The sequence below is a fragment of the Pseudomonas sp. AC136 genome (genome assembly GCF_979258585.1).
Genome location: NZ_OZ409865.1, coordinates 5187363 through 5201060, shown reverse-complemented (window position 1 = coordinate 5201060; position 13698 = coordinate 5187363). Strand labels below are relative to the sequence as shown.

Sequence of the window (13698 nt, the reverse complement as noted above, 5' to 3'; positions counted from 1 at the left end):
TGGGGCTCGCCTTTATTTTTGCGTGTCGAACCGAGGCCTCAGAAGCTGCGCACGCTATCGCTGAACACGCCTTGCGCTTGCACGAATGCGTTGTAGGCATCAATAGCGGTGCGATTTTCGGCCGCCGCCTGTGGGAGCGACTTTAGTCGCGATGTTTTTAAATCAAGAGCATCGCGACTAAAGTCGCTCCTACAGATTTGGGCTTCCCCGCTACCTGCGATGTCTCGTTCGTGCTGTGTCTTGGCGGGCGCTTTGGCAGGCGCCTGCGCCAACGTCGTGGAGATAGTGCTGTTCAATTCCTTGGCCTCGTCCATCGTCAAGCAGGCCCGAAGAACACAGGGGCGATCACGTACTCCTCGTACCCAACCCCAGCGCATCGCGTCGGCGTGAATACATACGAGCGCGCCACTTTGTAAGCGGCTTCGTCAAACCTGGAATCGGTCGATCCAACGACGCGCGCAGCCTTCGCCCGCCCCACCTGCGCCGGGGAAATCAACGCCACCCATACTTTTGCTTCTGCATACGCACTGACGCCGGCCGGGCGCAAGGCCGGTCCCATTGAGACAACAGAAAGAGACTCGCAGCCCGTTTCAGGACTGGGTGTCAGGGCAGTTTCGGGGAAGACCGTGCTGAGTTCGCAATCTGCGAATTTGCTGCATTGGTTTGCGTCCTCAAACAATCCGAAATCTTGTGTCAAGGGCTTCATAGGATTGGTGGGGCTGACTGAGTACATGTACATGGCGGGTGCTTCGCTTTGACAGCCGGGCAGTGCTGAAGCGAAACAAAAAATGGCGATGGCGTGCATCGAACGCAGCATGGTTTTGTCTTCTTCGCGGAGGTGAGACACGGTAAGCGGTCAGGGCGCGTGAAGATGTCGGCTTTACCGGACGAAGGTGAAAGACCAATGTGCTGAGGTTGAATGATTCAAGTAAGAAAACGGAGTGTTCAACGCAGCGCAACGGCTTGAGCAGGCGTTTAGATGAGCGGACAAATCGGCACCGCAGCATAGGCATGGGTGAATGCCGCGGCAGTTGCGTGCCTTAAGTGTGGCGATGTGCACGCAACTGCTGTTGCCGAACCCCCCGTTTATTTGCCTGGTGCAACGAGATGCCTAAACGCAAGGAGCGGGCACCTTATAAATCGTCTCCACTCACCCGCAACACCACCTTGCCATGCACATGCTCAGTAGCCAGGTAATCCAACGCAGCGGCCGCCTGCGGCAACTCAAATACCTTGGCAATAACTACCGACACATCATCAGCCTCCACCAGCCCGGCAATCTGCGTCAGTTCCAGCCCGTTGGGCTCGGCCATAAACCGCGTGCCGGTTTTGCCGGCGGCGTCGGGATGGTGGGCGTCGGGCATTTGCAGGGTCGACACCAGCCGCCCGCCCTCGCCCAGCACTTGCCACGAGCGCGCCTGGGTTTCGCCGCCGATGAGGTCGATGACCAAGTCGAAGTCTTGGCAAATGTCTTCGAAACGCTCCTGCTTGTAATCAATCGCACGGTCTACGCCGAGCGACTTGAGAAACGTGAGACTGTCGGTGGAAGCCGTCGCGTACACCTGCGCGCCCTTGATCTTGGCGAACTGAACCGCCAGATGCCCGACCCCGCCCGTGCCGCCATGGATCAACACTTTTTGCCCCGCCTCCAGGCTGCCGTGGGTGACCAATGCCTGCCAGGCGGTGTGACCGGCCAGCGGTAAGCCGGCGGCCTTTTCCCAACTGAGCGACGCGGGAATCTTCGCCAGATTTTTTGCCGCCACCGCAGCGAACTCGGCGAAGCTGCCGTCAGCGCCGAGCATGCCAAACACCCGGTCGCCGATGTTGAAATCGGTGACTCCATCGCCCAGTTGCTCCACCACACCCGTAACCTCGCGACCGAGGGTGAGCGGCAAGTCTTTCTCGGTAATGTCCGGAAATTCCCCTTGGCGAATCTTGTAATCAACGGGATTGGTACCCGCCACCACGACGCGTACCAACACCTCGCCGGAATTGGCCTGCGGCATGTCTACGTCTTCAAAAGACATGACATCCGAGCCACCGAATTGGGAGATTCTGATCGCTTTCATACCGTTCACCTTCTGGTTCGAGAGATCAGCTGTAGAAAGGCGGTGAGGCGCAGAGGTTTAGGGAGATTGCATTGGCCGGCGACGGATGGCAGAACAGGCGCGCCGACCACCGTCAGCGCTATTCTCCTCGCGTCCGGTGCTGTTGCGTCTGCAACAAAAACCCGAAACAAGACGACAAGGTAAAAAGCACAACCGATTCGGCAATCCTGACCAAGGGATAGCCTATTTGAGCCAGCCGGACGCGCTCTGCATCGGGGTCAAGTTTCACCAGAACCAGTCCCAGCAAACAGAACAGCGATGTAAAAGCCGCGCCGGTGATGGCACCGTTTTGGATAGGCTTCTGGTTGCACACATATCCCGTCACAGCGCCACCTACTAGCCAGGGAAGCGCTCGCGCCAACTCGTACAACCCACCCATGAGGGTCCATGTCAGTTGCGAATCGATGTGTGAAATTACGGTGGTCTTAGTCGACAGAATCAGCCGAGCAAGGACATAAGCAACTGCCGCAGCTACGACGCCCATCGCCACTGCTCGCTTATCCATAGACCCAGGCATATTGGAAAAATTGGCACGATTCAAGAACGCATCCCCATCCAGATCACGACTTGCGTCTTCGAAAGAAATGGATCGTGCCGTTTGCGTCTGCGGCGGCGACCATCTTGCCCATCTACACTCGAAAAAACACCCAGTATTACCCTGCCGCCATGCCTCGCATCACCGACACAAATCGCCCCACCATCTCCCCTTTTTCCTTGGTGCACGCCAACGCCACGGTACTCGCCGTTCCCTCATCACTCAGCAGCACAAACGCCACCGACTCATGTGCCAACGCGCGCATGCTGTGCGGCAGCAACGCCACGCCAAAACCGGCCTGAATCAACTGCAACTGCGTGGTCTTGCGCGACACCACTTGCGCGGCGCGCGGGAAGAAACCGGCTTGCATGCACAACGCCGCCGACAGGTAACTCAAGCCCCCGCGCTGGCCGTGGGGAATAGAGATAAAACGCTCTTCGCTGAGCTGACGCAGGTGCACGCTCTTGGCGCCCGCGAGCGGATGGGCAGCGGCAACGGCGAGGTACAGCGGCTCGTCGAACAGTGGGTAAATCTCTACACCGTCGTGCTGGCGAAGCACCGGCAAACGCAGCAGGCCCACGTCGAGCGTACCGTCGGCGATGTCCTGCAGTTGGGCTTCGGAAGATTGCTGGGCGATGTCCAGCGAGACGTCGGCGTTGTCGCTCAGGTAGGCGCTGATGCGTTCGAGCAGCAGGCCGGTAATCGGCACCGTGCTGGAGTGACTAAGCCGCACACTGCCGCGTAAACCCTCGCCAATTTGCTGGGCCAGGCGCTCGGCTTTCTCCAGCTCGGCCAGCACATGACGCGTACGTTCATAGAAGGCCTGGCCCGCAGGCGTCAGACGCGGCTGCCTCGCCGTGCGCTCAAACAGCGAGGTGCCGAGGTGCTGTTCAAGCTCCTTGATGTGCCGGCTCAGCGCCGACTGGGCGACAAACAAGCGCTGCGCCGCGAGCGTGAAGCTGCCGCATTCGGCGATCTCGGCGAAGTAACGCAACTGACGAAGCGAGGTCATGGCGGCTATCTCTTTTCGAGATGACTTGTAAGGGTTTTGCATATTAGTCGGCATGGCTCGCCATTGGCTAACCTGTGCTCCATTCCTTCACAGCGGATTTTCCATGCTCGCCTCTGTCCTCGCTCAACTGCCCTTCTCTGCCCTCGATTGGCTTTTAATCGCCTCGGGCATTGCCGCGGCCTACGTGGTGTTTGGCGTTGCCGGTTTCGGCACGGCGTTAGTGGCTGGGCCGGTGCTGATTCACTTTATGCCGCTGTCGCGGATCATCCCCTTGTTGGTGCTGCTGGACTTCGTCGCCGCCTTCGGCAACTGGCTGCCCGCGCGCAAGGCGGTGGCGCGCAATGAACTGTTCCGATTGCTGCCGTGCATGGCAGTGGGCTGCACGGTGGGCGTGGTGTTTTTGCTGCGGCTCAAGGCGGATGTGCTGCTGTTGCTGATGGGTCTATTTGTCAGCGTCTATGCGCTGTACAGCTTGGCCGTGAAAAGCCGACCGGCTCAGCTCAGCCCCTGGTGGGCGCTACCGGCCGGCTCGGTAGGTGGATTATTTGGCGCGTTATTTGGCAGCGGTGGCTTTTTGTATGCGCTGTATTTAAACGCGCGGCTCGACTCCAGCGAACAGGCCCGGGCCACGCAGAGTGCGCTAATCAGTTGCAGCACCGTGGTGCGGTTGGGGTTGTTTCTGCTGGCGGGCGTGTACGCCGATAGTGCGTTGTTGCTGCTTGCATTGGTGTTGCTGCCGGTGATGGCAGCAGGGCTTTGGGCGGGGCGGCAGCTCACGCGGCGACTGTCGCGCGAGGCGTTTATCCGGCTAGTGACGTGGTTGGTGCTGGCCAGCGGACTGGCATTGATTGTCCGCTACCTGAGTCTGTAGGGCCCGCGACTACGCGTTTGCGATTGCGCTGCCGCCCAGCAGCGCCACGCCCAGATACCACAGCCACAGGAATGGCTTGGCCTCAGGTTGTTTCCTGCCATACACGTAGACATAAAAAGGAATAACAAAGCAGAGCAAGGCGTGCAGAACCGAGTGTTTCGACGCGACGATGACAATCGCGATCTGCATCGCGATGATGAGTCCGAGCCCAGACAACACCAAGAACATAACCATCTGGAATCCGTTCCCCGAAAAAAGCCGGCGAGCTTAACAGCCATTGCTGCGTAACGACGCATTACGCGCGCTGCCTGCTTAGAAAAACCTGTCCCACCTCGGCGCATTTCTCGGTATGTTGGCCGCTCACTTCAAGGACGAACCATGCCCAGCCACTCGCCGAACAGCAACCAAAAACACCTCGCCGTCCTGATCGATGCGGACAACGCGCCTGCATCCATCGTCGAAGGCCTGTTCGAGGAAATTGCAAAATACGGGGTTGCCAACGTCAAACGGATCTATGGCGACTGGACCGGCCCGCAGTTAGGCGGCTGGAAAAAAGTGCTGCTCGACCACTCCATTCAACCCATCCAACAGTTCGCCTATACCAAAGGCAAAAACGCGACAGACAGTTCGCTGATCATCGATGCCATGGACTTGCTGTACACCCGGCGCTTCGATGGCTTTTGCCTGGTCTCAAGCGATAGCGACTTCACCCGCCTGGCCTCGCGATTGCGCGAAGAAGGGCTAACGGTGTACGGCTTTGGCGAAGACAAAACGCCGCAGCCCTTTGTGTCCGCCTGCGATAAGTTCATCTACACCGAACTGCTGCGTGAGGACCTGGTGGTCGTCAGCGAAACCTCCGCCGTTGAAAATGCCGCGGTGTCGCCCGCTAAACCCAGCCCACCGGCGCAACCGAAGAAACCGCCCAAAGCCCCCGTAGAATTCATCGCCAAAATTCTGGACGACATCGCCGACGAGGATGGCTGGGCGCACCTCGGCGCACTGGGCACAAACATCACCAAACTAAGACCCGGCTTCGATCCGCGCGCCCATGGTTTCAAGAAGCTGAGCGACTTGATTAAGGGCCATCCGCACGCCTTCGAATTGCAAATGCGCGGTGGCACGAGCACTGGCGGCCATGTGCTGTACGCGCGGCATAAGCAGCCGGGGAAATGATGGGGAGCAAACCATGAACGACAACCACAGCGGTCAAGTCGCGCTGGTCAGCGGCGCCGGCAGCGAGCACGGCATTGGCTTTGCCATCGCCAAGCGCCTTGGCGACGCGGGGGCGAAGTTGATCGTCACCGGCAGCAGCGCGCGCATTCATGACCGCGTCGCGCAATTGCGCAGTGAAGGCTACGAGGTAGAAGGTCGACCGGCCGACCTCACGCAAGCCGATCAGGTCGCCGACCTGGTGGCGTGGGCTGAATCGCTTTGGGGACGCATCGATGTGCTGGTGAACAACGCGGGCATGGCCGTTCAGGGCGAAGCCGAGGAGTTCGCTGACCTGGCCGACATGAGCCTCGAGGCCTGGAACACCTCGATTGCGCGAAACCTCACCACGGCGTTTCTGCTAACGCGCGCGGTGTTGCCGGGCATGAAGCACCGTGGGTACGGACGTATCGTCCAAATCAGCTCCACCACCGGCACCCGCGTCAGCAACCCTGGCGAGGCGGCCTATGCAGCAGCGAAAGCCGGCATGGTGGGTATGAACATGAGCTTGGCGCTGGAAGTGGCGCCGTATGGCATCACCGTGAACTCCGTGGCGCCTGGATGGATTGCTACCCAGTCGAGCACCGCTGAGGAATTGGTTGCCGCGCAGTACGTGCCAGTTGGGCGTGCCGGCAGGCCGGAGGAAGTTGCTGCAGCAGTGGCGTTTCTGGCTTCGTCTGAGTCGAGCTATATAACGGGCGAGGTGCTGGTGGTCGATGGCGGGAATTGTTTGGCGGAGAACAAGGGGCCGCGGTAAACCGGAAGACAAGAATGTGTTTTTCAACAGGCAGCGCTTGCCCGCGCTCCACATCTGTCCCTTGACTCCAGCCCCGTCGTGAGCAGCTTGGCAAAACGAGCTGCTCATGACGCGCTGATGCCTCGTCCACCGCCTGACTGGCTTCCTCAGACCAACCGTGCGCCGCCATCGATGTTCAGCGTGGCGCCGTTCATAAAGCCGTTGGTCATCAGGAAAACCGTGGCCGCACCCGCCTCTTCGGCGGTGCCGAGACGACGCAAAGGCAAGGTTTTTTCCAGTGCACTCACGAACGCATCGCGGCCTTCGCCCAGCGCTTTGCTGAAGATGGGCGTGTCGATCGGACCGGGCGACAAGGTGTTCACCCGAATCGGTGCCAATTCCAACGCCAGGCCTCGGGCCAAGGCTTCCATCGCCGCCGACGCAGCCGCCAGCACCGCACTGCCATGGGCCGTTGGGCGTTCCGACAACATGCCGGAAATGAAGGTGATGGAGCCGTCTTTGGCCAGGCGCTCGCTCAGGGCGCGAATGGCATGCACGGACGCCCACATGCGCTCGTCAAAGGCGCGGTGCAGCAGACCAATTTCCGCGTCCAGCACGTTGCCCACCACGTAGGTGCCGGCCAGCAGAACCAGGTGATCGACGTGGGGGATATCTGCCAGTGCGGTGTAAATGGCGGCGCTGTCGGTCACGTCGGCGGCGCGCCAGGCGTCCAGGCCGTTGTCGCGGGCGGCGTTTTCGGCGCGGGCGGCATTGGAGCCGATCACGGTGACATGAGCGCCGCTGGCTTTGGCTTGAATGGCGGCGGCCAAACCAATGCCAGAGGTACCGCCGAAAATCACCACGGTGCGGCCGTGCAGGTTACTGGGAAGCGCGTTGTTGAGAGCAGGTGTTGGGGTCATGTCTATCTCCTTGAACGCCCGGATGGCGTCGATGGGAGAAAGCCTAAAGCTAAGCGCGAAGATTGATAATTAGGCCATAAGTCGCTTTACTGATGCCATGAAGGAACAAATAGGGTTAGACCGCCTGACCGGTCTTATTGCCTTTGCCCGCGCTGCGTCGCTGGGCAGTTACACCGCCGCCGCGCGGGATTTGTCGGTGTCGCCCTCGGCAATCAGCAAAAGCGTGCAGCGCCTTGAACAGCACTTCGCGCTCAAGCTGTTCAGCCGCACGACCCGCTCGCTGACGCTCACACCTGAAGGCCGCGATTTGTACGAGCGCGCCCTGCGCATTCTGCGAGAAGTGGAAGCCATTGATCAGGCCGCCGTGGCCTCGCGTGCCGAACCGTCGGGCACGTTGAAAATCACCGCGCCGCCACCGATTGGTTTGAACATTCTGGCTCCGGCCCTACCGCGATTTCGCCAGCGCTACCCCAAGCTCGCCATAGATTTGCGCCTGGGCGACTCGCTCGCCGACATCATCGAGCAAGGCATCGACGTGGCCGTACGCGTGGGCAACCTGGCGGACTCTCGATTGATCTCGAAAACATTGGCGCCCCATCGCATCGCCGCATTCGCCTCGCCCGAGTATCTGGCCCGGCGCGGCACACCGCTGCACCTGAGCGAGCTGGAACAACATGACTGCGTGAACTTCCGCTACCAAAGTTCCGGCCTGGCCTTGCGCTGGCCGTTCAATGTGGAGGGCAACGTCAGCGAATGGGCGCCGGAATCGGGCATCACCATCGATGCCAGCGATGCAGTCGCCGCCGTGGTGGCGGCCGGCGGCGGCATTGGCATTTCGCCTACCTATGTCGCCGCGCCGTATGTAGCGCGCGGTGAACTGACGCCGCTGTTTCCCGAGCACGCCGTAGACCGTTCGTTCATCACCGCTTTATGGCCGGAGAGCCGACGCGGCAGTCCGAATGTGAAGGCGTTTGTAGGTTTTTTGGAGGAGCTGTTTCCCACGCCTACGCCATGGGATGAGCGGGTCCGTGGGGGGTGATTTTTAGTGTGCGGGGTTCGCTAGCAAGCTAACGCCTACGGCGGTTTCGCCTCCTTCGTACAGACGGGTAACGGCTGTGTAGGAGCCACCTTGGCGGCGAACCCTGGAAACAAAATTCCCGCCCCTTCCCCAAGACCACAAAGCTCACGCCAAAACGATTACCCCAACCGTATTGACATATCTAATAATCTCGATATCCTTCTCTCCCCATGGAACTCGTCGAAATCTTCAAAGCCCTCTCCAACCCCATACGCCTTCAAATTTTGAAAGGCCTAAAGGACCCGGAGAAACATTTCCCTCCGCAAGACGAGGGCGACGTTCACACGGTTGGCGTTTGCGTCAGTAGCATTCAGGAAGGCATCGGCCTTTCGCAGTCAACGGTGTCGGCTTATTTGGCGACGTTGCAACGAGTCGGTCTGGTCGACGCCACACGCATCGGTCAGTGGACTTACTACAAGCGCAATGAAGCAAACATCAGTGCTCTGGCCGAGACCATAGGCACAGGTCTCTAATTTTTTTGCTCACGGATATCGAGATTCCTCGATATCCCTTTATCTAGATACGAGGATGTACCATGAAAGCAATGTTGCTCAACGCCTTCGGCGGCCCGCAATCGTTCCAGTTAAGCGAAGTGCCAAAACCCGTACCCGGCGCCGGACAGGTGCTGGTGCGGGTGCATGCCACCTCCATCAACCCCTTGGACTACCAAGTTCGCCGTGGCGACTACGCCGACCTGGTGCCCCTCCCCGCCATAACCGGTCACGACGTATCAGGCGTTGTCGAAGCCGTAGGCCCAGGCGTGACGAGCTTCGCGCCGGGCGATGAGGTTTGGTACACGCCGCAAATTTTTGACGGCCCCGGCAGTTACGCCGAATACCACGTGGCGGCCGAAGCCATCATCGGCAAGAAGCCAGCATCGTTGAGCCATCTGGAAGCCGCGAGCCTCACCCTGGTGGGTGGCACGGCGTGGGAAGCCTTAGTGGTGCGCGCAGCGCTGAGAGTGGGCGAAAGCGTGCTTATCCACGGCGGCGCGGGCGGTGTCGGCCACGTGGCCATTCAACTGGCAAAAGCCATTGGCGCGAAGGTGTACACCACCGCACGTGAGGAAAACGCCGAGTTCGTGCGCAGCATGGGCGCCGATGTGGTTATCGATTACGAGAAAGAAGATTACGTAGCCGCCATCAACCGCGAAACGGCGGGCCACGGCGTCGACGTCGTGTTCGACACCATCGGCGGCGACACGCTCACGCGCAGCCCGGACGTGCTCGCACAGCTGGGCCGCGTGGTGTCGATTGTCGACATCGCCAAGCCGCAAAACGTGATTCAAGCCTGGGGCAAAAACGCGAGCTACCACTTCGTGTTCACCCGACAAAATCGCGGCAAGCTCGACGAATTGAGCGCGTTGGTTGAACGCGGTCAGCTGCGACCTCACGTGGGCGCCGTGTATTCGCTGGCCGACCTCGGTGCCGCCCATGTCCGGCTGGAAGGTCCGAACAACGGTCTTCGAGGAAAAATCGTGATTGCCGTCGAGCCATCACTCATTGCCTAAGCGCGCTTGCGTCTATTGGAGATACACCATGATTTACGAGATCGCTCTGCTGCCGGTCCACCCAGACCGCATCGACAGTTTCCGCCGTGCATTTGCCAGCGTCGCCCCGCTACTCACACGCGCCAAGGGCTACGGCGGCCATCTGCTGGCCCAAGGCATTGAACAGCCGGCGGTGTTCAACCTGATCGTGCAATGGGCGTCGCTCGAAGACCACACGCCAGGCTTCGAAGCGAGTGAAGACCATCGGTTGTTTATGCAGGGGTTGGAGGATTATTTCTCTGACGAACCCAGCGTCTACCACATCGAGGGCGCGGCGTTTGCTGCGGGTGGCGGATTGTTCACGTGAATTAAACGGGCCAGATTTTTTAATCATCCTGAGTCAGGGTCGTTTACAAATCTGGCCCCGTTTACGCCTACCGGCAAAGCGGAGCACCGCCAACCGGCAAAATGATCACGCCACCCTTCCCGGTACGTTCACTCCGGTGCCTTCTGGCAAATACGGTCGTATCGCTTCCAGTTCCTCATCGTTAAGCCGAATGCGCGTGGCGTCGAGCAAGCCGTCCACCTGTTGGCGGCGACGTGCGCCCACAATCGCGCCGGTCACCACCGGCGTTCGCAGCACCCAAGCAATGGCAACTGCCGCCGCGCTCACGTTGTGCCGTGCGCCGATATCGGCCATCACCTGCACCAGCGCCAGGTTTTGGCTCAGGCGCGGTTCCTGGAAATCCGCGCTGCGCGCTTTGCGCCAGTCGTCGTCGGGAAGCTGGGCGATGCGCGCGCGGTTCATGCTGCCGCTGAGCAGGCCCGATTGCAGCGTGGAGTAGGCGATAACGCCGAGCTGCGACGCAGCGCAGTAAGGCAACACCTCGGCCTCGATGTCGCGCATCAGTGCCGAGTACGGCGGTTGCAACGAGGCGATGTCGGTGACGCCTTGGGCGCGCTTGAGCTGCGTGACGTCGAAATTCGAAACGCCAATGGCTCTGATTTTTCCCGCTGCCTTGGCCTCGGCCAGGGTGACCAACGCCTCCTCAATGCCCTCGCTACTGGCTGTGGCCGGGAACGCTGGCCAGTGAATTTGGTAGAGGTCGATGGCGTCTACCTGCAAGCGGCGCAGGCTGTCTTCGATTTCCTTGCGCAGTGAGTGTGGGGCCAGCGAGTGAGAGATAGCGCCGGTCGTAGCGCTCCATACGAGGCTGCCCTTGGTGAACACCAGGGGTCGACGCGACGCTGGCACCTGGCGCAGCAATTTACCCGTTAGCACTTCGGCATGCCCAAGCCCGTAAACCGCCGCCGTATCAATCCAGTTCACCCCCTGCTCAACGGCGTATTCCAACGCTGCCAGGCTGTCACCGTCGTCCTGCGCGCCCCAGCTGAATTCCCAACCTTGACCGGCAATGGCCCACGTGCCCATGCCAATCGGCGAAATAAATAAGTCGGATGTGCCCAAACGGTGCTTCTGCATATAAACCTCAGCTCAGTTGAGGGCGCAGTATCGGAGCGAACGCTACCCTCGATAAGATGGGCAATCTCGCTTGAGCTACTGAATAGAATTCATGAAAGCACTTCCCGACCTGTCCGACCTCGACGCCTTTGCCGCCGTCGCTCGCCATGCCAGTTTTCGCAAAGCTGCTGATGAACGCGGCATCTCGCCCTCTGCCTTAAGCCATGCCCTGCGGACCCTTGAAGAGCGCCTGGGCGTGCGCCTGCTGAACCGGACCACACGCAGCGTGACGCCTACCGAAGCGGGCCATCAATTACTGGCCACGCTGGTGCCAGCCCTGGCGCAAGTGACCGGCGCCTTGCACGAATTGACCTCGCAACAACCCGTGCCCGCCGGCACGTTGCGCCTTAACGTGTCGCGGCCCGCTGCGCGCTTGGTGATTGGCCCTTTGTTAGCGCCCTTCTCGGCGGCGTACCCGCGTATCACCGTGGAGCTGCAAACCGACGACAGCTTGACCGACATCGTCGCCAGCGGTTTCGACGCGGGCGTACGCTTCGGTGAAAGCCTGGCCGCCGACATGATTGCCATGGCCATTGGCGCACCTCAGACATTTGTCACCGTCGCGACGCCGGGCTATCTCAAGCAAAACGGTGTACCGAAAACGCCCCATGACCTGCTGCTACACGCCTGCATCGGCCGGCGCTTTCCGAGCGGAAAACTCTACAAATGGGAGTACCTCGACGGTCGCCAGCCCCTGCGCCTGGCCGTAACCGGCGCACTCGTATTGGAAGACGACAGCCTGATGATTCAGGCCGCGAAAGACGGCGCCGGCATCGCTTACGTCTATGAGGAAATGGCCCGGGAACACCTCGCCAACGGGCAACTGACAGAACTGCTCGCGGACTGCAAAGCACTACCCAGCCGATTTTTCATCTACTACCCCAGCCGCCGACATGTGCCACCGGCACTTAGGGCATTCATCGACTTTGCGCAGGAATGGCGGCGTTGATGGCGCCCTTTTCGTTGCAGCGCGCATCGAACGGCTAGAAAGGATTAGTCAGGCTTGATTGGGTATTAGCGGATGCAAGTCGAATAGCGCAGCTTTCAGGCCTCAAGAAAGGCCAAGCTGTGGAGGTGGCCCATCATGGTGGTGGTTAACATTTTTCAAGGACGTCGACGTCAGTGCGGCTGCGATCAATAGCGCCGTCTGGGCCGATGTAGACAGTGATTTCGGGCCACTTGGGTTTGACCCTGGTGCAGTGCGACTTTCCACCATTGACCCAGTAAAACTCAAAAAAGAAATTTTCGTCCGGGAAGATGTGGCCAACGTCCCCTGTAGTTTCACCCGGGTAAATCTCACCTTTCGAAATAGAGTGCTGAACATTCAAAATGTAACCGAGACGCCCCTGCCCCTTGTCAGAGAAATGGAAGATGACTCGGGGCAGGGCGAAATACCAAACGAAAAGAGGCGCGAGCAACACCGCCAGCACCCAGCGCCAGAAGTGCCGCTTCGGTTTAGTTGCAGATGTGGTCATGTTTGTAATTCCCAGCCTTGAACGTGGCAGCTAAAGGCTGCAGATTTCGGGGTTTATGAAGAAGTAAGACGAGGTTTCGATCCAACGGCTTGATCTGCCAAGCCGTTGGCTTAACTAGACATCAGCGGATTTCGAATAACTCGGAGCTTCACACGTCCCAAAAAGGCAGAGCGTGGAGTTGTTCCGTCAGGGTAGTGGCCCGCATTCTTCAATAACCTTGGCGTCAGTGCGGCTGCGATCGACGGCACCATCTGGGCCGATGTAGATATTGATTTTTGGCCACTTCGGTTTAGCCAAGATGCAGTGCCACTTACCACCGTTGTTCCATTCGAACATCATAAAAAATCCGTCGTTCGGGAAGATGTGCCCGGGCCCACCGGTGGCTTCACCGGGGTAGATCTCGCCTTTGTAGATAACGTCCTGAACATTCAAGATATAACCGAGACGCCCCTCTCCCTCGTCAGAGAAATGGAAGCTCACTTGGGGGGTGGCGAAATACCAAAAGACCAGAGGGGACAGTAATAGCGCTAGAACCCAACGCCAGAAATGCCGCTTCGCTTTATTCGCAGATTTGGTCATGTGGCGTTTCCCAAACTTCAACGTGGCAGCCCTAACGTCTGCTGACGTCGAAGTTTAAAAAGCAGTGGCGCAGTTTTAGTCCAACGACTTGATTTGCCAAGCCGTCGGTTTAACTGGGCATCAGCGGATGCAAGTCGAATCGCTCGGCGCTTCAGGCCTTACAA

At 59.4% G+C, this 13698-nt stretch carries 18 protein-coding genes; 8 read left to right on the top strand and 10 right to left on the bottom strand.

Annotation, left to right across the window (positions count from 1 at the left end):
- Positions 1–38: 38 nt before the first annotated feature.
- The 5 genes from ACZZZU_RS23370 to ACZZZU_RS23350 all read right to left on the bottom strand — a co-directional run bounded on the left by ACZZZU_RS23370 (position 39) and on the right by ACZZZU_RS23350 (position 3655).
- Entirely contained in the window at positions 39–314 is a 276-nt protein-coding gene (locus ACZZZU_RS23370; RefSeq protein ID WP_463551962.1) for a type II toxin-antitoxin system CcdA family antitoxin, read from the bottom strand.
- 2 nt (positions 315–316) lie between these two features.
- Positions 317–817 (bottom strand): hypothetical protein, encoded by a 501-nt coding sequence (locus ACZZZU_RS23365; protein ID WP_122494903.1) that lies wholly within the window; start codon positions 815–817, stop codon positions 317–319.
- A 316-nt stretch (positions 818–1133) separates the two neighbouring features.
- Positions 1134–2069, bottom strand: coding sequence for an NADP-dependent oxidoreductase (locus tag ACZZZU_RS23360; protein WP_463551961.1), 936 nt, complete (start codon positions 2067–2069; stop codon positions 1134–1136).
- 118 nt (positions 2070–2187) lie between these two features.
- Positions 2188–2649: a hypothetical protein gene (locus tag ACZZZU_RS23355; protein ID WP_463383201.1), complete on the bottom strand. Its 462-nt coding sequence runs from the start codon at positions 2647–2649 to the stop codon at positions 2188–2190.
- A gap of 112 nt (positions 2650–2761) precedes the next feature.
- Positions 2762–3655, bottom strand: a complete 894-nt coding sequence (locus ACZZZU_RS23350; protein ID WP_463551960.1) for a LysR family transcriptional regulator — start codon at positions 3653–3655, stop codon at positions 2762–2764.
- 103 nt (positions 3656–3758) lie between these two features.
- Here ACZZZU_RS23350 and ACZZZU_RS23345 point away from each other — a divergent pair, with 103 nt between their 5' ends.
- Positions 3759–4526, top strand: coding sequence for a sulfite exporter TauE/SafE family protein (locus tag ACZZZU_RS23345; RefSeq protein WP_463551959.1), 768 nt, complete (start codon positions 3759–3761; stop codon positions 4524–4526).
- Between the two features lie 9 nt (positions 4527–4535).
- On the opposite strand, the gene ACZZZU_RS23340 is transcribed toward ACZZZU_RS23345, so the two are convergent.
- Complete coding sequence (locus ACZZZU_RS23340) at positions 4536–4760, bottom strand: hypothetical protein (protein ID WP_122494893.1); 225 nt, start codon at positions 4758–4760, stop codon at positions 4536–4538.
- A gap of 144 nt (positions 4761–4904) precedes the next feature.
- Between ACZZZU_RS23340 and ACZZZU_RS23335 the strand changes: the two genes are divergently transcribed.
- A complete protein-coding gene (locus ACZZZU_RS23335) occupies positions 4905–5699 on the top strand; it encodes an NYN domain-containing protein (protein ID WP_463551958.1) in 795 nt (264 codons plus the stop codon).
- A 13-nt stretch (positions 5700–5712) separates the two neighbouring features.
- A complete protein-coding gene (locus ACZZZU_RS23330) occupies positions 5713–6492 on the top strand; it encodes an SDR family NAD(P)-dependent oxidoreductase (RefSeq protein WP_463551957.1) in 780 nt (259 codons plus the stop codon).
- Positions 6493–6638: 146 nt separating this feature from the next.
- Here the strand turns inward: ACZZZU_RS23330 and ACZZZU_RS23325 are convergent, their stop codons facing one another.
- A complete protein-coding gene (locus ACZZZU_RS23325; RefSeq protein WP_463551956.1) occupies positions 6639–7391 on the bottom strand; it encodes an SDR family oxidoreductase in 753 nt (250 codons plus the stop codon).
- Between the two features lie 97 nt (positions 7392–7488).
- On the opposite strand from ACZZZU_RS23325, the gene ACZZZU_RS23320 reads away from it, so the two are divergent.
- The 4 genes from ACZZZU_RS23320 (at position 7489) to ACZZZU_RS23305 (ending at position 10325) form a co-directional block, all read left to right on the top strand.
- Positions 7489–8430 (top strand): LysR family transcriptional regulator, encoded by a 942-nt coding sequence (locus tag ACZZZU_RS23320; protein ID WP_463551955.1) that lies wholly within the window; start codon positions 7489–7491, stop codon positions 8428–8430.
- 209 nt (positions 8431–8639) lie between these two features.
- Positions 8640–8942 carry an ArsR/SmtB family transcription factor gene (locus ACZZZU_RS23315; protein WP_122494877.1) on the top strand — a complete coding sequence of 101 codons (303 nt, stop codon included), beginning with the start codon at positions 8640–8642 and terminating at the stop codon, positions 8940–8942.
- Between the two features lie 62 nt (positions 8943–9004).
- Entirely contained in the window at positions 9005–9979 is a 975-nt protein-coding gene (locus tag ACZZZU_RS23310; RefSeq protein WP_463551954.1) for a zinc-dependent alcohol dehydrogenase family protein, read from the top strand.
- 28 nt (positions 9980–10007) lie between these two features.
- Positions 10008–10325: an antibiotic biosynthesis monooxygenase family protein gene (locus ACZZZU_RS23305; RefSeq protein ID WP_122494873.1), complete on the top strand. Its 318-nt coding sequence runs from the start codon at positions 10008–10010 to the stop codon at positions 10323–10325.
- A gap of 105 nt (positions 10326–10430) precedes the next feature.
- On the opposite strand, the gene ACZZZU_RS23300 is transcribed toward ACZZZU_RS23305, so the two are convergent.
- Positions 10431–11441 carry an aldo/keto reductase gene (locus ACZZZU_RS23300; RefSeq protein ID WP_463551953.1) on the bottom strand — a complete coding sequence of 337 codons (1011 nt, stop codon included), beginning with the start codon at positions 11439–11441 and terminating at the stop codon, positions 10431–10433.
- Positions 11442–11532: 91 nt separating this feature from the next.
- Here ACZZZU_RS23300 and ACZZZU_RS23295 point away from each other — a divergent pair, with 91 nt between their 5' ends.
- A complete protein-coding gene (locus ACZZZU_RS23295; protein ID WP_463551952.1) occupies positions 11533–12429 on the top strand; it encodes a LysR family transcriptional regulator in 897 nt (298 codons plus the stop codon).
- Positions 12430–12574: 145 nt separating this feature from the next.
- On the opposite strand, the gene ACZZZU_RS23290 is transcribed toward ACZZZU_RS23295, so the two are convergent.
- Complete coding sequence (locus tag ACZZZU_RS23290; RefSeq protein WP_463551951.1) at positions 12575–12955, bottom strand: hypothetical protein; 381 nt, start codon at positions 12953–12955, stop codon at positions 12575–12577.
- A 186-nt stretch (positions 12956–13141) separates the two neighbouring features.
- Positions 13142–13534, bottom strand: a complete 393-nt coding sequence (locus ACZZZU_RS23285; protein ID WP_463551950.1) for a hypothetical protein — start codon at positions 13532–13534, stop codon at positions 13142–13144.
- Positions 13535–13698: the final 164 nt, after the last annotated feature.